The sequence below is a fragment of the Streptomyces sp. CHD11 genome, from assembly GCF_018638295.1.
Lineage (GTDB): Bacteria > Actinomycetota > Actinomycetes > Streptomycetales > Streptomycetaceae > Streptomyces.
In genome coordinates, this window is the sequence record NZ_JABTTS010000011.1 from 81,700 (window position 1) to 104,485 (window position 22,786).

A 22,786-nucleotide genomic window follows, 5' to 3' on the forward strand; every position below is an offset into this window, starting at 1 on the left:
GAACGCTCAGCCGCCGGACCACCGGCACAGCAGCCGGAACGCCGCGAAGAGGGTGAGCGGCCAGACGACGGCGAACGGCCAGATCGCCCACGGCGCCGAGGTGACGATGCCCGTCACCATCAGCGTGACGGAGACCGCGAGGAGGGCGGCCACCGTCCACCCGCGCGGGCGGCAGGACGCGATACGCGCCGGCAGGCGCCGCGCGCCGGGACCCCCGCGGACCCTGAACGTGCGCAGCCGCCGGTCCAGCCGGCGGTCGCGGCGCAGGCTCCGCTCGATCTCGTCGAGGATGTGCTGTTCGTGTTCGGGGAGCCGACCGAGGGACACCGTCTCTCCTTCAGGGACCGCGAGCGCCGGGACGACCGGGGGAGTCCGGGTGCCCGCGCGGACGCGCGGCTAACCGGCGGCGGCGCGGGGTGCCAGCACGTCCATCAGCCGGTCCGCCCCGTCCGGTACCCGGCCGTCCCGGAACGCGTCGCGGACCTGTCGCGCGGCCACCCGGCCCGAGGTCAGACACCAGTCCCACCAGCGCTCCAGCCGGCGCTCGTCCAGCTGCCCGGCGGACAGCAGCGCGGGCCAGCCGCACGCGCGGGCCTGCGCGGTCACCTTGGCGCCGCCCGCCACCGGGTCCACCGCCAGCACCGGCGTGCCGACCCGCAGCGCCAGCACCAGCCCGTGCAGCCGGTCGGTGACGACGAGGTCGAGGCGGGCCAGCACGGACTGGACCTGCGCGGGGGTGGCGCTCAGATGCCAGTCACGCGTGTCCAGCCGCGTGTCCAGCTCCAGCCGCGCACAGTCCTTGCCGGCCAGCCAGCGCGTCACCCGGTCGGCGACCTCCCCGTGGCGCCGCTGCTCCCCGTACTCCTGCTGCCCGTGGGTGAGGATCACCCCGACCACGGGCCGGGCGGGCACGGTGGGGGCGCGGGCCGCGAGGTCCTCGGACGGCGCGCTGCCCGGGGCGTCCCGCGCCAGCACCCGGTGGAAGCCCGTCGTGGCCGCGTCGCCGGGGTCGATCACCGACGTTCCCACGGCGATCCGCACACAGTGCGCGAAACGCCGGTGCAGCTCCTCGATCTGCGGCCCGTGCAGGGGGCCGCACACGAACACCAGATGGGTGTAGTCGGCGGGCCGGACCTGGTCGAGGTGCAGGGCGTCCGGCAGGAAGCCGGGGCTCCACGCGACGTCGTACGACGTCCCGGACGCCCGCAGCACCTCCTCCACCCGGCGCAGCGCCAGCACGTCACCGGCGGTCGCCTCGCCGTCGCGGAAGCTGAACCACCCGGTCAGCAGGACCTTTCCCGGCCTCGCGCGCTCTCGATCGTTCACCGGGCCCGAGTGCCCCGCTCCCGCGGAAGGCAATCGGCCCGGTCACATCGGTACGGGACTCAGCGGGAAGTCCGCTCCTGCCGGGCACCGGGGTCGCCGGCCAGTCCCCGCCGGGCCTGGTCAAGGGTGCGCTCGGCCACCTCGCGCACTTCGGCCACGACGTCACCGCGTTCGCGCACCAGGCCGTCGTAGACCGGCAGATGATCCTTGGCGGGGGGATGGGATGTCACGGAGTCCTGTCCTTCGGTGTGCGGGAAATCGTTCCGGGTGCCGCAGGACCGCCTTCCCACCGGGACGACGGGCACACGGGCCCGTAGAGAACAGCGCCGCCGGGCCGCCACGGCGTTACTCCCCGCACGGGATGTCCCGAATGTGCGCGGACGCCCGCGCCCCGTGCCGCCACAGCGGACAGAATCGGACCGCGAGCCCCGCTAGCGTGCCGGTATGACGAGGACGAAGCGGAGCGTCACCCCGCCGCCGGCCCCGGTGCTCGGCACCCGGGCACTCAACCGCGCCACGCTGGAGCGGCAGCTGCTGCTGCGCCGCTCACCGGTGTCCGCCGGGGAAGCCGTCGGACACCTGCTCGGTCTCCAGGCGCAGAACGTCAAGCCGCCCTACTACGCGCTCGCCGCCCGCCTCGACGGCTTCACCCCGCAGGCGCTGTCCCGGCCGATGGCGGCCCGCGAGATGGTCCGCATCGTCACCATGCGCTCGACCATCCACACCCACACCGCCCGTGACTGCCTCACCCTGCGGCCCCTGGTGCAGCCCGCCCGCGACCGCGAGCTGAACCAGTTCCGGGGCGGGCTCACCGGCGTCGACCTGGACCGGCTCGCCGCACTCGCCCGGGAACTCGTCGAGGCCGAGCCGCGCACCATGCGGCAGCTGCGCGAGGCCCTGCTGACCGAGTGGCCCGACGCCGACCCGCAGGCCCTCGCCGTCGCCGCCCGCTGCAGGCTGCCCCTGGTGCAGACCACCCCGCGCGGGCTGTGGGGCCAGAGCGGACAGGTCGTGCTCACCACCGCCGAGCACTGGCTGGGCCGCCCCGCCGCACCGTCCCCCGCGACACCGGACACCACGGTGCTGCGCTACCTCGCCGCCTTCGGACCGGCCTCCGTGAAGGACATGCAGACCTGGGCCGGACTGACCCGGCTGCGCGAGGCGTTCGAACGCCTGCGGCCCCGGCTCGTCACCTTCCGGGACGAGAGCGGCACCGAGCTCTTCGACCTCCCGGACGCACCCCGCCCCGGCCCGGACACCCCCGCCCCGCCCCGCTTCCTGCCCGAGTTCGACAACCTGCTGCTCTCCCACGCCGACCGCACCCGCGTCGTACCGCCCGAGTTCCGCGGGCGCAGCTGGAAGGGCAACGTCGCCTACCGCGTGCTCCTCGTCGACGGATTCCTCGCGGGCCTGTGGCGGCTGGACGAACAGGCTCTGGTCATCGAACCGTTCGGGCAGCTGAGCGGGGACCGGTGGGACGAGGTCACCGAGGAGGGCGAGCGCATGCTCCGGGTGATGCACCCGGGCACGGCTTACGACATCCGCGCCGGGACGGTGCGCGGATGAGTCCGGGCATGGATAGGGGGCGCTGCGGGCTGCTCGTGGAAGCTCGCAACGCCCCCTGGCTTGCTGCCTGAGGGTTCCTCAGGAACTCATGGGCCCGCTCATCCGCCGACCTGGGCGGTCACCGCGTCGGAGAACGTGGTCAGCCGGGTGTAGACGCCCGGCCGGCCGGCCGCAGCGCAGCCGTCGCCCCAGGAGGTGATCCCTGCCAGACGTCCGCCGATCAGCAGCGGTCCGCCGCTGTCGCCCTGGCAGGTGTCCACCCCGCCGGAGGAGTAGCCGGCGCACACCATGTCGCTCCGCACGAACCTGGTCCGGTACGAGTTCGTACAGCTCGGGTCGGAGACGGTCGGCACGGTCGCGGTGCGCAGCTGGCGCGAGGAGGTACCGCCGGAGGAGGTGGTGCCCCAGCCGAGCACGCGGGCGGTACTGCCGGCCGCGTACACCCCGGTGTCCGAGGAGGAGACGTACGGGGCCGTGGCGTACGGCATCGACGTCGACAGGGTCAGCACCGCGACGTCGTCGCCCCGGGTGACGCTCCGGTAGCCGGGGTGGACCCAGATCCGGCTGACCCGGGCGACCGTGCCGTCCGTGCCGTCGAGATAGGTACGTCCGCCGACCACCCGCACGCTGCCCGTCGTCTCGCCGGTCATGCAGTGCGCGGCCGTGACCACCTTGGTGGGGGAGACCAGGGTGCCGCCGCAGAACTGGTCCTGCGAGGCGTCGGTGATCTGCATCATGAAGGGGTACGCGGACGTCGTGGTCGTCGTACCGCCGACGATCGGCTGCGGGGCCGCGACGGCGGAGGGAGCGGAGAGCAGCGCGGTCGCGGCCGCTGCGGCGGTCGCCGCGACGGCGGCGGCCCTTCTTGCGCGGGTGAGCCCTTTCATGGGTCTCCTCACGAGGTTGCCGGTGGGGGGTCGCACGGGTCGGAGGACGAGCCCGGGGGCTCCGGCCTCCGTGTGCCCGGCGAGCGGCACGACGTTCACGCTACGACCCCCACCCGCCCCTCCCAATGAGGGAACCCCCTAGGGCAGTTGGGCAGGGAAAACCCTCGGTCCCTGCGAACCGGGCCCTCGAGGGGACCGGGAGCCCGAGCCTGGCACGACGCCCCGGGGCAGAAGCCGCCACGGTCGCTCGGTGCGCAAGTGCAGTGCGGCAGCCGTGAGTTGTACCTCAAGGCGGAGCCCCGGCGGCCGAAACCCGCAGCACACCGACGCAGTTGATGGCCGACCCGCTGCGAAGGTCAGGGCGGCGGGCCGGCGGTCTGCGTCTGGCGCCGCTCTCCCGGATGCGCACCGCGGCGTGGAGGCCGGGTACGGGAGTCCGGTGCGGAGGCAGGGTGTCGAAGCCCGGTGCGGGGCCCGGCGTCGAGGTCCGGTGCCGGAGGCGCGTGAGGGAGCCCGGCTGGAGGCATGCCGGCGGAGTTGGACGGGGAGAGCCGGGCGGGGGTTCGGTGCCGGTGCCGGTGCGGGTGTTGTGTGGTGCGGCGGTGCGGTTGCTATGTGGTGCGGCGGCCTGCCGCCAGGCGGACGATGTCGACGCGGGACCTGATGCCCAGCTTGCGGTACACCCGGGTCAGTGTCGCCTCCACGGTCTTCACGCTGATGAACAGCCGGCCGGCGATCTCCCGGTTGGTGGCGCCCTCCATCACCAGCGCGGCGACCTGGCGCTCCATCGCGGCGAGCCCGTCCAGTACGGCAGGGGTGGCAGCCGGTACGGGCTCCGCCTCCGCGGGACCCGCGGCCACGGCCTGCTCCACCTGACGCAGCCACGGAAGCGCGCGGCAGCGCCGGAACAGCCGGGCCGCCTCCTCGTACCCGCCCGGCCCCGGGTTCCGGGAGCGCAGCCGCGCCAGCGCGAAGGCGGCGCGGGCCTCCTCCATGCCGTACCCCAGCTTGGCCAGCCGCTCCTGCGCCGACACCAACTGCGCCTGCGCCGCCTGGTTCTCACCCCGCGCGGCACGCACCAGCGCCTCCGCCCGGTCGAGCACCGCCAGCACACTCGCCCGGTTCAGGCGCAGCGCGTGCACCCGGGTGAGGTTGATGAGTTCCTGCGCCTCACCGGGCTCACCGGTCCGCACCAGCGCCTCGGCGAGGTCGCCCTGCCAGCGGCCCCGCGCGGGGTCGTTGATGCCCATGCCGTGTTCCAGCTCCCGCACCCGGCGCAGCGAGCGGACCGCTGCCTGCGCGTCCCCGGACACCAACTGGGCGTATCCCAGGGCGGCCAGGGACAGCGAGAGGTACAACTGGTCGCCGTCCACCTCGGCGTGGTCCGCGGACTCGCGGGCCAGCGCCAGGGCCCGGTCCACGTCCCCGCCCGACGCCTCCGCGAGCGAGGCGAGCATGGCGGAGGCGCTCTCGCCGATCCCGGAGTCACGGGCCAGCCGCAGGCTCTCCCCGGACAGGTCCAGCGCCCGGCCGCAGTGCCCGAAGCGCAGTTCGGTGTCGGCGAGCAGCCGCGAGAAGTGCACCTCGCTCTCGACCATGCCGCGCCGCCGCGCCTCCCGCAGCAGCGCGGTGATGGCGTTACGGGCCTCGGGCAGCCGGTCGCTCATCAGCAGCCACCGGAAGCGCGCCATCGCGGCGCCGTTGTGGTGGCTGGCCACATCGGGGTCCTGGGGCTCCTGGAGGGCCCGCTGGATAGTGGCGGGAGCGTCCGGGTGTCCCATCAGCGTCTCGGTGGACGACTGGAACGCGAGCGCCATCAGCTCGGTGCGCCGGTCCCCGCCCCGGGCGGCCAGCTCCGCCGCGTGGGCGGCCTCCTGTCGGGACTTGGCGAAGTCGCCGTCCACCACCACCTCGCGCCAGGCGAGCTGGTAGTGGACCAGCGCGAGCAGCCGGGGGTCGTCACCGGCGTCGGCGAGCACCTGCGGGAAGACGGCGTCGACCTCGCCGAGTGCCTGCCCGGCCGCCTCTATGACCACCATCCAGGCCCGCACCCGCTCCGCCGGAACCGTCGCCCGCGTCAGCACCTCCCTGGCTATGTCCCGGGCCAGGTCGGCCTCGCCGGCGGTGATCGCGTCCTCGGCGGCCCGGAGGCGCCGCGCGTCCGGGCCGGGCTCACCGTCGGCCGGGGTGTGCCGGGCGGCGAGCAGCCCGAGCGAGGCGGCCACCGACGGCGCCCCGCGGTCCCGGGCCAGTGCCGCGGCCTCCGCGAGCCGGGCCGCCACCTCGGGGTCGGTGCCGGTGGCGGCCAGCGCCAGATGCCGGGCCCGCTCGATGGGATCGGACGCCGCCGTGGACAGCGCCGTGTGCACGGCCCGCCGCTCCCGCGCCGGGGCCTCCGCGTACAGGGCGGCCGAGATCAGCGGATGCGCGAAGCGCAGGGCCGGCTCCTCCGGGTCCGTCGCCAGCAGCCCCAGGGTGGCGGCCTGGGCCGTCTCCGCCTCGGCGTTGTCCCGGCCGGCCGCGTGCAGCAGCGCCAGGGTGGGACGGGCGCCCGCGCTGGCCACCAGCAGGGTGCGGCGCGCCTCGTCCGAGAGCATCTCCAGCCGGCTCAGCACCAGCGCGCGCAGCGACGTCGGCACCGGCAGCGGCTCGCCGGGACGCGGCCGGGCGGGGCTCTCCGCCAGTGCGCGGCCCAGTTCCAGCGCGAAGAGCGGATTGCCGGCGCTGGTGCGGTGGATGTCGCGGACCGTGGAGCGGGACAGACCGGTGTAGCCGCGGTGGTCCAGCAGCGCGGAGACCTGCGTGCGGGAGAACGGGCCCAGCCGCACCCCGGCGGTGTCCGGCGGGCAGGAGCGCAGATGACGGTCGTACTCCTCACCGTCCGTCCGCACCGCGCACAGCATCCGCACCGGGTCGTCGCCGAGCCGCCGGGCGGCGAACCCGAGCAGCTCGGCGCTGGCCGGGTCCAGCCACTGCAGATCGTCGGCGACGACCAGGACCGGTCCCTCGGCGGCCAGCGCGCGCAGCGTGGACAGCACCGCGAGCCGCAGCGCGAGCCCGTCCCGCTGGAGCGTGGACTCGCCCCGCCCGGTGAGCGCCGACTCCAGGGCGGTGCGCTGGGCGGCGGGCAGCCGGGGCGCCACCTCGTCGAGCACCAGGCCGAACAGATCGGCCAGCGCCAGGAACGGAAGATGCGATTCGGACTCGGTGGCCGAGCAGCGCAGTACCGTCCGTGCCGCCCCGGCGTTTTCCGCCGTGAGTGCCCGCAGCACGGTGGACTTTCCTATTCCGGCGGGCCCGTGGAGCAGCACGCTGCCCCCTCGGGCGAGCTGCTCCCGTGCGTCGGAGATCAACCCCTCCCTGCCGATGACCAGGTCGGGGCGGTACCTGGCAGACTCCTGGAAGTCCGGTCGCACGGTCACCGCTCCCCTCCGTGTGGCGCGTCCTGGCCAATATTAGGCAACAGGCTCCTTAATTCCGGTCGGACGGTGTAGTGAGCCAAATTACAGCGGGCGCGGCAACGGTAAATCCAAAGTTGAACCGGTGGTAATGCCGGTCTTGGAAAATCGTCGCAAACCTATGGCAACCGCCCCGCCCGGCGGGCCGCGACCACCGCCTCCCCCCGGGTCCGCACCCCCGGGCCTCCGCATCGCGGCTCGCGGATACGCCGTGTCCGTCCCGGCCGCTGCCCGGAGCCGCACCGCGGGGGACAGGCCGCCAGTCCGCCGTGAGCAGGGCGCACGCGTCGGGTGATCCGGCCTTCTCGGCCATCGGGCCGAACCAGTGTTCGACCTGGGCCGCCGGCCAGAGGAAGCCCGCGATGTCGCGCTCGCTCGCCGGTCTCACCGTCATGCCGGCCACCTCACCGACGTCTCGCCGGTGAGCGGGATGCCGGCCCGCATGCAGACGCGCGGCCACCGGTCGAGCCCGTGGGCGGCCTCCTCGGCGCGGATCGCGCGCAGTCCGGGGGTGAGTTCGGTCTCGGCCAGCGTGCGGAAGCCGAGGCGCGCGTAGTACGGCGCGTTCCACGGGACGTCGGCGAACGTGGTCAGGGTCAGCGCGGCCAGACCCTCCTCGCGGGCGTGGCGGCCGGCCCGGGCGAGCAGGGCGCGCCCCAGGCCCCGGCGGGCCGCGTCCGGATGGACGGAGACCTGCTCGACATGGAGCGCGCTGTCGACCGGTTCGGCGATCAGATAGCCGACGGGCCGGTCGTCCGGCCCTTCGGCCGCGACCCAGCAGCGGCCGGCGCGCCGGTGGCGCTCCAGCGTCCGGGTGGCGGGCGGCTCGTCGTCGGCGATGTCCGGCATGCCGATGTCGCGGAACGGGGCGCCGGCCGCCCGTTCGACGTCCTGGAGGGCGGGCAACTCGCCGGGAGCGGCGGGGCGGATGCGCATCCGCCGAGTATCGGATGCCCGGCGCGGGTGTGTCGCCGGGTTTTCAGGACCTGTCGGCGTGCAGCGTGTCGGCGGGGCCGTTCACGGGCTGCGGGGCACCGGTGAGGTCGAGCAGGAACAGCGGGACGCCCAGTGCGTCGGCGCGGGCCCGGGCGTCCTCGGCGTACCCCGTGAGGGAGAAGTACAGGCACACGGAGGACTCCGTCATCGCCGTCAGCCACAGGCACTCCACGTCCCGCGCGCTCGCCGGCCGTGCCGACGGGTCGACCTGGGCCAGGACACCCCGGCCGGCCAGGCCGATACCGGACGGGGGCCGCTGGTCGGCGCGCCGGATGTCCTCGTGGCCGAGCCGGCGCAGATACAGCACGGCGGCCGTGACGGCGTCCCGGGCGGTGCGGATCGGTTCCGGACGGAAGGCGGGGCGTGCGGGCCGGCCGGCCGGGACGGATGCCGCCGGGCCCGCCACCGGGATCCGCAGCACCGTGCCGCACGGGCAGCCGAGTTCGGGGCGCGGCCACTCGCCGCGCAGACCGCAGCGCCCGCAGCGCAGGGTGATCCACTCCTCCTGCCAGGCGCGGTGGTCGACGGTGCCGGGCACCCCGTCGAGGTCCAGCGGCGGACTGACGGGCGTGCCGCACGCGCAGGGGTACGACGGCGCCGTGAAGCGGTGCGGGCGCCGGCAGGCGGGACAGAGCACCGGCACGCTCTCCGGCATGGTCCCCTCCCGTGGTCGCGAGAACGGTGCCCATCGTCCTCCTCCCGGCGGCCGGTGTCCGGCACTTGGCCGGTCTCCTCCGACCGCGGGGCGCGGCGCTCGGTGTGGCGAAGGCCGACCCCGGGGGCCGGGCCGTCGCCCTGTACGGCGACTACGACCTCCAGTTCATGACCGAGGAACTGGCCGTCGGGGCGCAGCACGGGATCCCGTACGTCCGTGTCCCCGTGGACAACGCTCACCTGGGCCCGGTCCGGCAGGCGCAGCGGGCGTTCGACATCGACTTCCAGGCCAAGGGGGAGTCCGAGAACACCGACAGCCCGGAACCGGGCGTCTACGGGGTCGGCCACGTCAGGGTCGCGGAGGGGCTGGGCCGCCGGGCCGCGCCCCGACGGCGATCGGGCCGCTGAAGGCCTGATTCCCGGTCCCGTCACCTGTCCCGGGGCGCGGTCCCCGGGACCAAGGGGCCGTTCCCACGCCGCAACGCGTGCGGGACAGCCCGTCCCGGGGCGCGATTCCGGGATCGAGGGGCTCTCCCCGCCGGAACCCGCGCGGCTCAGTCCGAGCCGCCGCCTCCGCAACCGCCCCCGCCGCTGCATCCTTCCCCACGGCTCGCGCAGTAGAGATGGCCGGCGCTTCCGTAGGTACCGCCGCGCGGAGAGCGCCCGCGCCGGCCCTTCTCCCTCAGCGTCACCCGCTCGGTGAGCCCGGCCCGCAGGGCGAAGCGGGGGACGAGCACGTTCAGGGCGGCCTCGCCGTGCAGGGCGACGGCGAGGAGTATGTCGTTGTCCGGCAGGCCGCGCCGGCCCGTCGGCACCGGGAACGCCTTCCGCAGCACCTGTATCCGCCGCCGGGCCGCTCTGGTCCGCCCCAGCAGCGGAACCCGCAGCATCCCCGCCTCCGCGAGCCCGACCCGCACCTCGGCCAGCGCCCAGCGCACCGTGGGGTCCTGGACCACGTCCTGGACCTCGGACGGTTCTTCCAGGTAGTGGTAGACCGCGCTCTCCAGGTACGCCGCCCGCATCGCGTCCGTGAGGGCCCCGGCCTGTCCCGGGAAGTCGGCGGCCGGTGTCTGCGGCGCCGGCAGTTCCGGCAGCGCCCGCCCCGCCTCCCCCTCGACCGCGCGCAGCGTGCCCGACACGCCCGCCTCGACCGCGCCCCGCAGGTGCAGGGCGACGACGGCGACGGTGACCGCGGCGCGCGGTCCGTCGGCCAACAGGGCGATCCCGTACGGCGTCCCCCGGACGCCTGTGCTGCCGTTCATGGCGTTGCACCCCCTGAGCCGGGGCCCGCCGCCCCCGTGCCGGCGGGCCCCGTCTGCCAGGAGTGTGCCCTCCGGCAGGGGCCGCCGAAGCCTTCCGGGAGTGCCTTCAGAGGTACATTTGAGGGTTCCGTAGCCGGTGTACGGCCGATGCTGTAGAGCGGCCTACGTCCCGTGGTGCTCGGACAGCCCCGGCCAGTCGTCGGGGCCGCCGCCCTGCCACTCGACGAGGTCGTTCTCCTCGAGATCGGTGACGTAGAGATCGGCCAGCCGCAGGATCTCGCCCACGTCGTCGATGTGCGTGGCGATGCCGAGCGGTTCGTCGTCGGATGTGACCCGCCGGGAGCCGTCCAGGGCCGGGGGGTGCACCACGATGTGCGGGTGCTCCGTCGGATGTGTCATGTCTCCAGGCTGCTGCGCGCCGGACCGTTCCGCACCCCCGCCCCCGCCCCGGCCGCGGCACGTCGTACGGCCGGACGGCGATGCGATGTCGCACAGTGGAAACTTAGTTCTGCTTATTGGAAAACTGCCTGTGCCGGAGGAGGGCTGTCCAGAGCGCGCCGTTCCCACGTCGCCTTTGACGTGTTTGACATCACCGTTCTGGGAAGGCGAACGCCCATTACTGGTCACGGGAGTTGGGGGACGGCGATGATCAGATCCAGGGCGGTGCCGACGAACGGGCTCTCACCCGTCTACGACGAGACAGGTGCCGCGTCCGCGAGGTTCCTTCTGTGGCTCAGGGAGGAGGCGGGGGAGGCCGGGGGGCGGCGCGTGGCCGGTTCCGCCTACGCCCACCACGAACGCTGCACCCTGGAACTGGTCGAGGACGTCGTGGAACGCCTCGCCGCGCTGGGCTGGATAGCCGTCCACAACGACTCCGGCGCCGTGCCGCCCCTGGTCAGCCCCACCCTCACGGGGCTCGCCGAGACACACGTCTGGGACCAGGCGTACGCCGACCGGGAGACCCGTCGTCGCTACGCCAAGGCGGCCCTGTTCGCCTGGTGGGACCGGGCCGGGCAGTACCACGACGGCGCGGCCGGCGCGGAGGACTTCCTCTGGGCACGGGAGGCGTTCTACTGCGGACGGCAACTCGCCCTCGACGACCTGGAGTACGCCAGGGACCACCTGGACCTGCCCGCTCCCGTGCATGTCGGCGTCATGGAACACGGCGCCGGGGTGTTCCTCTCCTTCGAGCAACTGGCCGGGCTGGTACAGGCGTCCCGCCCCGACCTGCCGGAGGGCGACAGCGAGGTGCGGCAGGTGCGCGAGCTGGCCGCGGCGCTGACCGAGGCCTCGCGCGGCGGCGCCGCACCCGACGCGGGCACCGTGGAGCGCTTCCTGCGGCACAGCCGGGATCTCGCCCAGTCCGGCTCCCGGTCGGTGGGCTCCATGAGCAGGGACATGGCGTCCGGCCTCGTCTCCGACATCATCACCTCCATGCTGAGGCTCGGATGACCGGCCCCCACGGCCCCGCCCCGGCGGTCGACCACCAGATCCCGGAGGTGTACGCGCGCCAGCCCGTGCTGCGCCGGCTGGTGCCGCGACTGGTCGGCCTCGGCCGCGACCACCACCGCAGGGTCCCGCACCGCGAGTTCGCCGACGACCTGCCCGTGGTGCTGCTCAGCGGGCGGCACGGCACCGGCAAGAGCGCCATGCTGGACGACCTCGAGCAGGCCTACGCGCCCGGCACCGGCCCCTGGCCCGGCCCGCGCGTGCCGTTCGCCCGGATCAACTGCGCCGAGCTGCAGGAGCGGGCCGGCGTCGGACCGGAGACCTCCAACAACTCCCACGCGGTGGAGATGCTCGTCGAACTCGTCGCCCAGCTCTCCCGCCCCGTCGCCGGCTTCGGACGGCTGCGCTTCCCCCGCACCACCGCCGGACTGCTCGCCGTGGTGTCCGCCCGGCGCCCCGGCAACGACGGAGAACTGCGGGTGGCCGACCGTCACGCGGCCACCCTGATGGGTGTCCCGCCCGGCAATCACCCCCGCCCGACGTGGGACGCGCTCTTCCGCTCCGCACTGCCCGCGCCCCCCGACGGAGGCTCACCCGACCCCGCGTCGTTTCCCGAAGCAGCCGTGCGTGCCTTCCTCGGCGGACAGCGCCGCCGCCTCGCCGCCCGCCGGTCGGCGGCCTGGTACGAGACCTACCGCAGCGAGGCCGACAACCGGCTGCGCGGCCTTCCCCCGGGCGCCTCGGGACAGCCCCGGCCGGTACCGGCCGCCGAGCGCGCACCGTTCGTGGCCCGGCTGTGCCAGGAGTTCCATCAGGGCCGCGGCTTCCGGCGGGGTGTGGAGCGCATGCTGTCGGCGGCCTTCCTCGAGGACGTACGCTACGGCCCCTTCCGCCGCGCCAACCGGGCCCCGCGCCCGCTGGTACTTCTCGACAACGCGCACACCGACGCCGGGCGCGACTTCGTCGAACTGCTCCTGGAGGAGCGGGCCTCGCAGGGCGGCGCCCACGACGGAATCGTGGTGATCGCCACCGAACTGCACGGCGACGACAGTCCGGACCCCCGGGGCGACGCCCCCGACGGCGAGGACGCCCCCTACCCGGAGGCGGCGCGACGCTCCCTGCCCGGCATCGGTACCGACTCCGGCTGGACCCGCGAGTCCGCCGCGCCCTCCGCCGGAGTGCTGCTCCTGCCGCTGCCGCCGCTGGAGTGCGAGCACCTGGAGCGGATGCTCAGACGCGACGACCACGCCTCCTTCGACCCGTACATCGCCGGCGCCCTGCACGACCTCACCCGGGGCCATCCCATGGGGGCCCGCAGACTGTGCGAGGCGGTGGTGGACCGGGCCCGCACCGAGGAATGGGTGGCCGCCGGGGAACTGCTCGACCTGGTTCACCCCCAAGGCGCCGGCGAGTCCGTCGTCTGGCACCTGCTCGACACCCTCGTCGGCACGGAGAACCACGACGAACTGTGCCTGTTCTCCCTGGCCTGGGACCGGGAGGCCGCCGAGCGGCTGGCCGAGCGGTGGGTGCCCCGCCGGATCGGCGGACTGCCCGCGGCCGACGGCGCCGCCGACCGGCTGGAGCGGGAGCGGTGGTCGCGCGGACCCGGCAGCCGCCCCTTCATCACGGACCGCTTCCTGCGCGCCCTGCTGGTCCACCAGATGCGCAGTGGACGCGGCGCCCGGGGCGTCGACTGGTCCGGCGCGCACGCCCTGCTCGCCGAGCACCACCGGCAGCGCGCCGACGGCCGGACGGGACGCGCCGCGCGCGACGAACGGGCCCGCTTCCTGTGGCACCGGCTGGCCGCGGGCGAGGCACAGGAGGTTGTCGACCGGCTGCACGCGGAGTTCCTCCGCCCGGACGGCGACGCGCTCGACTGGCTGCACGTCCTGCGTACCGTCGCCCATGCGCCACGCCCTCCGGGAGACGCCTGGTTCGCGCGGTGCCAGGAGGTCGCCCGGGGCAGCCGGGACCTGGTCCATCTGCGCGCCGACCCGGGCGCGGGTCTGGAGAAGCAGGCGGTCAACCGGCTGCTGCACGCCCTGTGGTACGCGGCGGACGAACTGGCCGAGGCGGACCGGTCCCTGGCCGACCGGATCGGACAGGACCTGTCCTTCCTCTCCGCCCAGCACCTGACCGGCCGGGCGGTCCTCGCCCAGGCCGCCATCCGCTGGCCCCGCTCGGTCAGGAACGGCGCGGACTGGCCCCTGGACCACCGCTGGCAGAGCGGCCGGCCGGGCGCGGGAGCGGCACGGTGAGGCCGCGGGACCGGCGGACCTGGGGCTGGCTGCCGGGACGCCTCCGCTTCCGGGTGCTCGGCCTGGTCGACGTGCTGGCCCTGTGGACGCTGGTCGCCGCGCTGACCACGGCCGGAGCGTGGTGGGGCCTGGACACCTACCGGCAGCACCGCGACTACTGCACCGCCGACCGGGAGCTGCGGCGGACCGGCCCCGGGCGGGAGTGCGTCGGCGTCACGCCGAAGGCGTACGGCTTCGCCCCTGACCTCGCGGACGTACTCGGCCGGATCGGGTCCGAGAACCAGGCCGCGCGCGACTCGGGCAAGCCGGTGGTGAGTGTCGCCGTCGTCATGCCGTACACCTCGCGCGAGCCGGGCGCGGCCATGTCGAAGGAGCTGATCCGGCACTCCCTCCAGGGCGCCTACATCGCGCAGCACGCCCACAACCACGGCCCCGCCACCGGCGACACCGCCGTCCAACTGCTCTTCGCCAACGTCGGCGAGGACCTGAGCCACTGGCTTCCCGTGACGGACGCCCTGGCCGCGCGGCGCGGCGGTGAGGCCCCGGTCGTCGCCGCCATCGGCTTCCCCAACAGCGACGACGCCACGCTCGCCGCCGTCCGTGACGGCCTGGGCATGGCGCGGATCCCGGCCGTCAGCGCCGCGCTCAGCTCCCGCGACATGGAGCACCCCTACCTGTTCAAGGTCTCGCCCTCCACCGACCAGTTCGTCGACGCGCTCCAGCGCTACGTGAGCGCGAACCGGGTGGACCGGAAGAACACGTTCATGATCGCCGACGACCGGGACGACAACTACGTGGCCAATCTGCGCCGCGTCTTCCGCCGGGAGTTCGGCGCCCGCTACGGCATCACCCCCGACGAGGTGGAGCGGCGCACCGAGACCTACCAGGGCATCAAGGGGCCCGCCCGCGGCACCCCGCAGATCTTCCGGCGGGCGGTGTCCGCGATGTGCGCGGTCGACGCCCGCACCGTGTTCCTGGCCGGCCGCGACGCGGATCTGCCGCCCTTCCTGGAGACCATCGACCGCACCAGTTCCTGCGAGCGCGCCCCGGACGGCGAACCGCTGCGCATCCTGCGCGTGAGCACCGGCCGCGACCCCGTCACCGAGACCGCCGAGATGCGCCGGATCGCCGCACGCAACAACATCGAGATCGTCACCGCCGCCGCCGTGGACGCACCCCGCTGGCGGGCCGCCGCCGACGGCGACGACCAGGTGCCGAAGGCCTTCTCCCGCTTCACCGGCTCCTACGACAGCTTCTTCCCCGAGGAGGATCCCGACGCCCTCAGCGACGGCTACGCGGTCATGTACCACGACGCGCTCACCGCCGTGGGCACCGCCGTGGCGGCGGCCCGGGACAGCGACATCGACGCCGTGACCCACAACGACGTCTACGACGAACTGCGCCGCGGCAGTCCTCTCGAGCACTGCGCCGCAGGCTGCGTACCGGGCGCGAGCGGGGTCTTCACGTTCGCCGACGAGAGCTTCGGCGCGGCGGGGGACGCCGGGACGGAGCGCGCGGCGGGCCTGTGGCCGGTCTGCAAGCCGGTTCCCGTGGTGACCTTCCCGGAGGAACGCCATGACAGGTCACCGCTCTACCGCACCTACCAGGAACCGGGGGAGAACACCTGCCCGCCGCCCTGAGCGGGAGGCCGTCGAGGCTCGGCGACATGCCCGTGAGGCGGCGGCCGGCCGGCCGGATCGTGCTCGGCACCGAGGACCGCGTGCCCTGGCGCGACGGCCGATCCCCGGCCGTTGACCCGGGTGAGCAGACCGTGCGCGGGCGTCGGGAACGGCCGCCCGTCGCGCGGGCCGCCCGGGTGATCGCCCCTGCGAGGCGGGGGCCCGGGGCCCCACCTCGCCGGTTCCCAGACGGGGCGCAGTGCCGCCGGGTCGGTTAGGGTCGCCTCGTGGCGGCGAACCCGGTTCGCTCGCGGGGTGATCTGGGAAAGAAGTGCAGGTCAGGAAGGTAGCTGGGGGCACTGTGCGTTTGAGAGTGGAGTTCACGACCGAGCCCTTCGACCTCGACGAGGCGCCCGCGCACGCCGTGGTGGCCCGGGAGGTCGTCGAGGCGGCGGACCTGGACGCGGTGGACGTCGGGCCGTTCGGCAACACCGCCGAGGGCGGTGCCGACGCGGTGCTCACCGCCGTGGACGCGCTGCTGCGCCGGAGCCTGACGGCCGGCGCCACCCGTGTCTCGCTCCAGATCAACGTGGTCGAGGAGGAGCGCCGGTGACCGGTACCGGTGAGGAGGCGTTCATCGCGGCGGTGAAACCCCTGGTCGACGCGATGGGCGGCGAACTCCTCCCGCCGGACGAGGCCGGGGCCGACGACGTCGTGCTCTCCTGGGAGGGAGCCGCCGCCGTCGCCGTACGCCTGCCGCAGCTCGCGGACTCCCTCGACCACATTCTCGCGGCCCTGGAACGCCGCAAGGGCATGCCGCTGGCGGATCTGGACCGCAGGGCGAAGCAGGAGGTCGTGCGCGGCCTGGAGGCACGCGGCGCCTTCGCCGTACGGCATGGCGTGGAGACCGTGGCGGGCGCGCTCGGGGTGAGCCGCTTCACCGTCTACAACTACCTCAACCGCGAGAAGGGCGCCTGACCCCGCGGGGCCGGCGGGCAGGGCCGGCGGGAACGCTTTCCGGTCGCCCGGGGGCGGCCCGTCCGACGAGCCGTCCGGTGATCCCCGCCGGAACAGTGGCTCTCCTTCCACGCCGCCAGAATATTCAACAAACTGTTGACGCGCCGTCCGTGACGGCGTTCACTGTCGGCACGCCCGTTCGCAGCACACGGCCGCTCACGGCCACGGAGGCTCACGTGACGTCGACACCCACGCCGCCGGGCCTGGCCCGGTTCAACGCCCTGGAGGAGCCCGCGGCACTCGCCGCGCTCCACGAGGTCTGCGCGGCCCCCGGCTGGGCCCGGCGCCTGCTCACCGCCCGCCCCTGCGCCACCACCGACGCCCTGTACGCCGCCAGTGACGCCGCCATGGCGGAACTGACCACGGCGGATCTGGAGAAGGCGATGGCCGGGCACCCGCCGATAGGCCGCCCCGGGCCAGGGGACCCGGCCTCCGCGCGGGAGCAGAGCGGGATGGCCGGCGCCCCGGACGCGCTCAGGGCCGAGATGCTCGAGCTGAACCTGGCCTACCAGGAGAGGTTCGGCCATGTCTTCCTCATCTGCGCCACCGGCCGGACCGGCGAGCAGATGCGCGACGCTGCGAGGGAGCGGCTCGGCAACACGCCGGAGCGGGAGCGGGAGATCGTCCGCGCCGAACTGGGGAAGATCAACCGTATCCGGCTGTCCCGCCTCGTCGAAGCCGCGGAGGACTGACGCACATGAGCACCGACACCACCGCCTCCGTGTCCACGCACATCCTGGACACCAGCGCCGGCCGCCCCGCCAGGGGTGTAGCCGTCCGCCTCGCCGCCCGTCCGGGCCGGGACGCGGACTGGCGGGCGCTCGGCGGCTCGGCGACCGACGCGGACGGGCGGTGCGAGGACCTGCCGGCCCTGCCGGAGGGAACCACCCACGTACGGCTCGCCTTCGAGGTGGAGCCGTACTTCGAGGAGAAGGACGCGAAGAGGCGAGCCGAGGCACAGCAGGACGCCCCCGCGCACCGGGACAGCGGCGCAGCGGTGTTCTTCCCGGAGGTGACGGTCACGTTCGCCGTCCTACCGGGCGAGCACTACCACGTACCGCTGCTGCTCAACCCGTTCGGCTACTCCGTTTACCGAGGGAGCTAGCACACCATGCCCACGATCCTGGGACAGAACCAGTACGGCAAGGCCGAGAACCGGGTCGTCAAGATCACGCGGGACGGCGCCACCCACCACATCAAGGACCTGAACGTCTCCGTCGCCCTCTCCGGTGACATGGAGGAGGTCCACTACTCCGGATCGAACGCCAACGTCCTGCCGACCGACACCACCAAGAACACGGTGTACGCGTTCGCCAGGGAGCACGGCATCGAGTCCGCCGAACAGTTCGGCATCCACCTCGCCCGCCACTTCGTCACCTCGCAGGACGCCATCCACCGGGCGCGCATCCGCGTCGAGGAGTACGCCTGGGAGCGGATCGAGGCGGCCGGAAAGGGCGAGCACTCCTTCGTCCGCACGGGCCAGGAGACCCGCCTGGCCCAGATCACCTACGACGGTGAGACATGGGAGGTCGTCTCCGGCCTGAAGGACCTGACGGTGCTGAACTCCACCGACTCCGAGTTCTGGGGCTACGTCAAGGACAAGTACACGACGCTCAAGGAGGCCTACGACCGTGTCCTCGCCACCTCGGTCTCCGCCCGCTGGCGGTTCAACTGGACCGGCGACGCGGAGCTGATGCCCGATTGGGAGACGTCCTACGGGGAGGTCAGGAAGCACCTGCTGCGGGCCTTCGCCGAGACCTACTCCCTCTCACTGCAGCAGACGCTCTATCAGATGGGCACGCGGATCATCGACCGGCGCGATGAGATAGACGAGGTGCGCTTCTCCCTCCCCAACAGCCACCACTTCCTGGTGGACCTGGAGCCGTTCGGGCTGAAGAACGACACCGCCGACGGCGCCGTGTACATCGCCGCCGACCGCCCGTACGGCCTGATCGAGGGCACCGTGCTGCGGGACGGCTGCGAGGCGCGGATCCCGGTGGACCTCAGCAACGTCTGACCGCACCGCATTTCGGCGCCCGTGACCGGGGAACACAGACGTCACACCGCCCCGGTCACGGCACTCAGACTCCCAGGGTCCCGCCGTGCCCTCTCCCCGCAAGCGAAAAGGACGGACCATGGCAGCGGACCGGCGCACCGTCATCGAGAACTGCGCGATCGCCACCGTCGACGCGAAGGACACCGAGTACGCCTCCGGTCACCTCGTGCTCGCCGGCGACCGCGTCGAATCACTCGGCACCGGAACGGCCCCCGAGGGGCTCGAGAACGTCGTGCGCCGGATCGACGCCACCGGGCACCTGGTGACCCCCGGCCTGGTCAACACCCACCACCACTTCTACCAGTGGATCACCCGGGGCCTGGCCACCGACCACAACCTCTTCGACTGGCTCGTCGCCCTCTACCCGACCTGGGCGCGCATCGACGAGCCGATGGTGCGCGCTGCGGCCGAGGGCTCGCTCGCCATGATGGCCCGCGGCGGTGTGACCACCGCCATGGACCACCACTACGTCTTTCCCAGGGGTTCCGGCGACCTGTCCGGCGCGATCATCGGCGCCGCCCGGGACATGGGCGTCCGCTTCACCCTCGCCCGCGGCTCCATGGACCGGGGCGAGAAGGACGGCGGACTGCCCCCGGACTTCGCCGTCGAGACCCTCGACGACGCGCTCGCCGCCACCGAGGAGACGGTACGCCGGCACCATGACACCTCCTTCGGCGCCATGACCCGGGTCGCCGTCGCCCCCTGCTCACCCTTCTCCGTATCCACCGAACTGATGCGCCAGGGAGCCCAGCTGGCCCGGCGTCTCGGCGTGCGGCTGCACACCCACGGCTCGGAGACCGTGGAGGAGGAGAAGTTCTGCCACCAACTGTTCGGCATGGGCCCGACCGACTACTTCGAGTCCACCGGCTGGCTCGGCGGGGACGTGTGGATGGCGCACTGCGTCCATATGAACGACTCCGACATCGCCGCCTTCGCCCGTACCGGGACCGGCGTCGCCCACTGCCCGTCCTCCAACGCCCGTCTCGCCGCCGGTATCGCCCGCGTCCCCGACATGCTCGCGGCCGGCGTCCCGGTCGGCCTCGGCGTGGACGGCACGGCCTCCAACGAGTCCGGCGAACTCCACACCGAACTGCGCAACGCCCTGCTGGTCAACCGGCTCGGCGCCCACCGCGAGGCCGCCCTGAACGCCCGGCAGGCGCTGCGGCTCGGCACCTACGGCGGGGCCCAGGTGCTGGGCCGGGCGGGCGAGATCGGTTCCCTGGAGCCCGGCAAGCTCGCCGACCTGGTGCTGTGGCGGATGGACACCCTCGCGCACGCCTCCATCGCCGACCCGGTGACCGCGCTGGTCCTCGGCGCGCCGGCCCCGGTCACCGCGTCCTTCGTGAACGGCCGCCAGATCGTGGAGAACGGCCGGCTGCTCACGGCCGACGAGGACGAGATCGCCCGCTCGACCCGCGCGCAGGCGCGGCGGCTGGCCACGATCGCCGCGAAGGGCTGAGCCCCCGTTGACCCTCCGGCCGGGCAGGACGGCTCCCGGCCGGAGACCGTGGACCCCGCCCGGGGCCACACAGCGGCCGTCTCCGGGGGCCACGCGCGACAGCGCGCCCCGGAGACGGAACCGCCGTCACCGCGCCCGACGGCAACGACCCCACCGCTCGGAGCACGTGCCCGCGGACGCGCCGTATTCAGATCCATGCCTGTCGTTCCCGGCCGCGGGGGTCGTCGGTCCGGGTCCACTCGGTGTCGATGCGCATGGTGGTCCGGTGCCCGGTGTCGTACGGGTCCCAGCCGGGGTCGCCGGTGCCGGCGAACCGGATCCAGGCCTCGTGCGTGCGGGCGGCGAGATCCGCGGGGGGCGTGTCGGGGCCGAGCAGGGCGGTGGGGCCGTGCAGTTGGGGGAGGTGTGCGAGATCGAAGACGAAGGGCAGCTCCATGGCGTGGGTGGCGCCGAGCTGTCCGTCGAGGGCGTGGGAGCGCCAGGCGAACTCGTAGGCGAAGGTGGCGGACTCCGGGTGGGCGGCGTGCGCGTCGGCCAGGGCCCAGCTGCCCGCGCCGAACAGCGCGTCGCCCATGACGGCGGACCGCAGCTCGCCGAAGGACGCCCAGGGTCGGGTCTTCCGGTACGTCTCGACGAGCCGCGCCGGTTCCGGGTGCGCGCGTGCCGCCGTGGTGTCGACGTCCCCGGCGGTCGAGGTGGCGTACGTGCCCATGGGGACCAGATAGAGGTTTCCCTCCTCGGTGTTGGTCCCGATGAGCAGGTCGGCACCGGCGCCGGTGCCGGCGGCGACGGATGCGGCGGGCTGCGTGTCGAGAACCAGGCTGAAGGGGCTGAGCCCGATCAGCGGGTCGTGGTGCGTGTCGGTGCGCAGGCCGATGCCCGCGAGCCGGGTGGCGGCCTCGACCAGGCGCTCGTCGGAGATGCCGGCGAAGGCGTCGACGTGCGCCTCGACACCCAGGTGTGCGGCGGCCGCCCCGGTGACGCGGGCGGCCTGCTCGGTGGTGAACGCGCCCAGGCCGCTGCCGCTCTGGACGATCGCCCGGCGGAAGAGTCCGGTGGCGTCGGGGGTGGCGAGGACACCACCGACGACGGTCGCCCCGGCCGACTGGCCGAAGAGGGTGACACGGTCCGGGTCACCGCCGAAGGCGGCGATGTTCTCCCTCACCCAGCGCAGTCCGGCGACGACGTCGAGCAGGCCGCGGTTGGCGGGCGCCCCGGGGAGGTCGAGGAACCCGGCGATGCCGAGCCGGTAGTTGAGGGTGACGAGGACGACCCCGTCGCGGGCGAAGGCGGAGCCGTCGTACAGCGCGGACCGCGTCGATCCGGCGACGAATCCGCCGCCGTGGACGAACACCATGACGGGAAGGTCACCGTTCTCCCCGCCGGGCGTGAAGACGTTGACGGTGAGGTAGTCCTCGCCGCGGCTCCAACCAGTGCCGAAGTAGGGGGACATGTCGATACTGCCGAGCCTGCGTTCGGACTGCGGCGCGTTGGGCCCCGGCACGGTGGCGTCCCGTACGCCGTCCCACGGCCCGTGCGGCCGGGGCGGTGCGAACCGGCCGGCGCCGCGGGGCGGGGCGGCGTAGGGGATGTTCAGGAAAGCGGCGGTGCCGTCGTTCCGGCGCAGGCCGCGGACGGTCCCCTCCGCCGTGGTCACGAGGGGTTCGGGGTGGTGGTTCACAGCGGTGCCTCTCCGCGGGCCTCAGCCCTGTTCGGTGTACGGGGTGAAGGGAGCCCAGTCCCTGATGGCGAACTTGCTCCCCTCACGCACGACTTCGGCGGCGCCGTGGCCACCCAGGTGGGCGGGGATCACGAGCGCGTTGTTGTCGGCCGCCCAGCCCAGCACCTTGCGGCGGGTGGCGCGGGCGCCCGCGGGGTCCTCGCAGAAGCAGCTGTTGGCGTCCGGTTCGAGGATCTGCACCGGGCTGTGCAGCAGGTCGCCGACGAACACCGCGCGGTCCGTCCCGGAGGCGAGGGTCAGTACGGAGGAGCCGGGGGTGTGTCCGGGAGCCGCGTCCAGGCGCAGGTTCGCGTCGATCCGGTGGCTCTTCTCCCACAGCAGCGTCCGGCCGGCCCGGTGCACCGGGGCCACGCTGTCCTCGAAGACGTTCTGGTTGCCGCGGCCGAGCAGCGGCTTGTGGCCGTTCTCCGGATTCCAGAAGTCGAAGTCGTCCTTCGGCATCAGATAGGTGGCGTTGGGAAAGGTGGGAACCCACTGCCGCCCGTCCAGGTACGTGTTCCAGCCGACGTGATCGATGTGGAGATGGGTGTTGATCACGACGTCCACGTCCTCGGGCGTGACACCGGCGCGCGCGAGATTGGCCAGGAAGCCCGTTTCGAGGCGGTTCCAGAGGGGCACGTACGGGCGGTCCTTGTGGTTGCCCACGCCCGTGTCGACCAGGACGGTCCTGCCCTCGCTGCGCAGCAGCCAGGTCTGGAGCGCGGTATTGACGATATTGGTGTCGGAATCCAGGAAATGCGGGGTCAGCCATGAGCCACCGTCTTCCCAGACTTCCTTCGGGCTTTCCGGGAAGAAGGTGTCGGGCGTCATGTCGACGGAGCCGTAATATTCCCAGACCCGGGTGATGGTGACATTGCCGAGCGTGATCTGTTCCATGGAAATTCCCCAAGAATTCGGAGGCCTTTCCGGAACGGTACGGGCGGCCCTGGGACACGCGGTATCCGTCACGTGACTGCACCCGTCCGCACGTCCGGGCGCCGGTCCGGGCTGCTTGTAGCCTGGTCGACGGCAAGGCGAGACGGCTCCGATCGAAGAGCC

The 22,786-nt window shown here is 73.7% G+C and carries 21 protein-coding genes and 1 pseudogene; 11 read left to right on the plus strand and 11 right to left on the minus strand.

Annotated elements, in window-relative coordinates; genetic code table 11:
* Positions 1–6: 6 nt before the first annotated feature.
* The 3 genes from HTV45_RS15040 to HTV45_RS15050 all read right to left on the minus strand — a co-directional run bounded on the left by HTV45_RS15040 (position 7) and on the right by HTV45_RS15050 (position 1,556).
* Complete coding sequence (locus HTV45_RS15040) at positions 7–327, minus strand: DUF3040 domain-containing protein (protein WP_215206265.1); 321 nt, start codon at positions 325–327, stop codon at positions 7–9.
* Between the two features lie 69 nt (positions 328–396).
* On the minus strand, positions 397–1,326 hold the full coding sequence (locus tag HTV45_RS15045) for a polysaccharide pyruvyl transferase family protein (protein WP_215206266.1): 930 nt from the start codon (positions 1,324–1,326) through the stop codon (positions 397–399).
* A gap of 59 nt (positions 1,327–1,385) precedes the next feature.
* Positions 1,386–1,556, minus strand: a complete 171-nt coding sequence (locus tag HTV45_RS15050) for a hypothetical protein (protein WP_215206267.1) — start codon at positions 1,554–1,556, stop codon at positions 1,386–1,388.
* A gap of 214 nt (positions 1,557–1,770) precedes the next feature.
* Between HTV45_RS15050 and HTV45_RS15055 the strand changes: the two genes are divergently transcribed.
* Positions 1,771–2,892: a winged helix DNA-binding domain-containing protein gene (locus HTV45_RS15055; RefSeq protein ID WP_215206268.1), complete on the plus strand. Its 1,122-nt coding sequence runs from the start codon at positions 1,771–1,773 to the stop codon at positions 2,890–2,892.
* A gap of 98 nt (positions 2,893–2,990) precedes the next feature.
* Here HTV45_RS15055 and HTV45_RS15060 read toward each other — a convergent pair whose 3' ends face one another.
* The 4 genes from HTV45_RS15060 to HTV45_RS15075 form a co-directional block, all read right to left on the minus strand.
* A complete protein-coding gene (locus HTV45_RS15060; protein ID WP_215206269.1) occupies positions 2,991–3,779 on the minus strand; it encodes a trypsin-like serine protease in 789 nt (262 codons plus the stop codon).
* A 611-nt stretch (positions 3,780–4,390) separates the two neighbouring features.
* Positions 4,391–7,201 carry an AAA family ATPase gene (locus tag HTV45_RS15065; RefSeq protein WP_215206270.1) on the minus strand — a complete coding sequence of 937 codons (2,811 nt, stop codon included), beginning with the start codon at positions 7,199–7,201 and terminating at the stop codon, positions 4,391–4,393.
* Between the two features lie 426 nt (positions 7,202–7,627).
* Positions 7,628–8,173, minus strand: coding sequence for a GNAT family N-acetyltransferase (locus HTV45_RS15070; protein ID WP_215206271.1), 546 nt, complete (start codon positions 8,171–8,173; stop codon positions 7,628–7,630).
* Positions 8,174–8,216: 43 nt separating this feature from the next.
* Entirely contained in the window at positions 8,217–8,888 is a 672-nt protein-coding gene (locus HTV45_RS15075) for a hypothetical protein (protein WP_215206272.1), read from the minus strand.
* Positions 8,889–8,980: 92 nt separating this feature from the next.
* On the opposite strand from HTV45_RS15075, the pseudogene HTV45_RS15080 reads away from it, so the two are divergent.
* Positions 8,981–9,268, plus strand: a pseudogene (locus HTV45_RS15080) (thiamine pyrophosphate-dependent enzyme); the annotation flags it as partial.
* Between the two features lie 173 nt (positions 9,269–9,441).
* Here HTV45_RS15080 and HTV45_RS15085 read toward each other — a convergent pair.
* Positions 9,442–10,149: a TIGR04222 domain-containing membrane protein gene (locus HTV45_RS15085; protein WP_215206274.1), complete on the minus strand. Its 708-nt coding sequence runs from the start codon at positions 10,147–10,149 to the stop codon at positions 9,442–9,444.
* A 162-nt stretch (positions 10,150–10,311) separates the two neighbouring features.
* Positions 10,312–10,548, minus strand: coding sequence for a hypothetical protein (locus HTV45_RS15090; protein ID WP_215206275.1), 237 nt, complete (start codon positions 10,546–10,548; stop codon positions 10,312–10,314).
* A gap of 246 nt (positions 10,549–10,794) precedes the next feature.
* Here HTV45_RS15090 and HTV45_RS15095 point away from each other — a divergent pair, with 246 nt between their 5' ends.
* The 9 genes from HTV45_RS15095 (at position 10,795) to HTV45_RS15135 (ending at position 20,007) form a co-directional block, all read left to right on the plus strand.
* Entirely contained in the window at positions 10,795–11,601 is an 807-nt protein-coding gene (locus HTV45_RS15095; protein WP_215206276.1) for a hypothetical protein, read from the plus strand.
* On the plus strand, positions 11,598–13,856 hold the full coding sequence (locus HTV45_RS15100) for a hypothetical protein (RefSeq protein WP_215206277.1): 2,259 nt from the start codon (positions 11,598–11,600) through the stop codon (positions 13,854–13,856). The genes HTV45_RS15095 and HTV45_RS15100 overlap by 4 nt, the downstream gene beginning before the upstream one ends.
* Complete coding sequence (locus HTV45_RS15105) at positions 13,853–15,496, plus strand: hypothetical protein (RefSeq protein ID WP_215206278.1); 1,644 nt, start codon at positions 13,853–13,855, stop codon at positions 15,494–15,496. The genes HTV45_RS15100 and HTV45_RS15105 overlap by 4 nt, the downstream gene beginning before the upstream one ends.
* 340 nt (positions 15,497–15,836) lie before the next feature.
* On the plus strand, positions 15,837–16,088 hold the full coding sequence (locus tag HTV45_RS15110) for a thiamine-binding protein (RefSeq protein WP_215206279.1): 252 nt from the start codon (positions 15,837–15,839) through the stop codon (positions 16,086–16,088).
* A complete protein-coding gene (locus tag HTV45_RS15115; RefSeq protein ID WP_215206280.1) occupies positions 16,085–16,453 on the plus strand; it encodes a helix-turn-helix domain-containing protein in 369 nt (122 codons plus the stop codon). The genes HTV45_RS15110 and HTV45_RS15115 overlap by 4 nt, the downstream gene beginning before the upstream one ends.
* 215 nt (positions 16,454–16,668) lie before the next feature.
* Positions 16,669–17,184, plus strand: a complete 516-nt coding sequence (uraD, locus tag HTV45_RS15120) for a 2-oxo-4-hydroxy-4-carboxy-5-ureidoimidazoline decarboxylase (RefSeq protein WP_215206281.1) — start codon at positions 16,669–16,671, stop codon at positions 17,182–17,184.
* Positions 17,185–17,189: 5 nt separating this feature from the next.
* Positions 17,190–17,597, plus strand: coding sequence for a hydroxyisourate hydrolase (gene uraH / locus HTV45_RS15125; protein ID WP_215206282.1), 408 nt, complete (start codon positions 17,190–17,192; stop codon positions 17,595–17,597).
* A 6-nt stretch (positions 17,598–17,603) separates the two neighbouring features.
* A complete protein-coding gene (pucL, locus tag HTV45_RS15130) occupies positions 17,604–18,509 on the plus strand; it encodes a factor-independent urate hydroxylase (protein WP_215206283.1) in 906 nt (301 codons plus the stop codon).
* A gap of 118 nt (positions 18,510–18,627) precedes the next feature.
* Positions 18,628–20,007 (plus strand): 8-oxoguanine deaminase, encoded by a 1,380-nt coding sequence (locus tag HTV45_RS15135; RefSeq protein WP_215206284.1) that lies wholly within the window; start codon positions 18,628–18,630, stop codon positions 20,005–20,007.
* Positions 20,008–20,194: 187 nt separating this feature from the next.
* Here the strand turns inward: HTV45_RS15135 and HTV45_RS15140 are convergent, their stop codons facing one another.
* Positions 20,195–21,688 (minus strand): carboxylesterase/lipase family protein, encoded by a 1,494-nt coding sequence (locus tag HTV45_RS15140; RefSeq protein ID WP_215206285.1) that lies wholly within the window; start codon positions 21,686–21,688, stop codon positions 20,195–20,197.
* Positions 21,689–21,709: 21 nt separating this feature from the next.
* Positions 21,710–22,624 carry an MBL fold metallo-hydrolase gene (locus HTV45_RS15145; RefSeq protein WP_215206286.1) on the minus strand — a complete coding sequence of 305 codons (915 nt, stop codon included), beginning with the start codon at positions 22,622–22,624 and terminating at the stop codon, positions 21,710–21,712.
* Positions 22,625–22,786 lie beyond the last annotated feature (162 nt).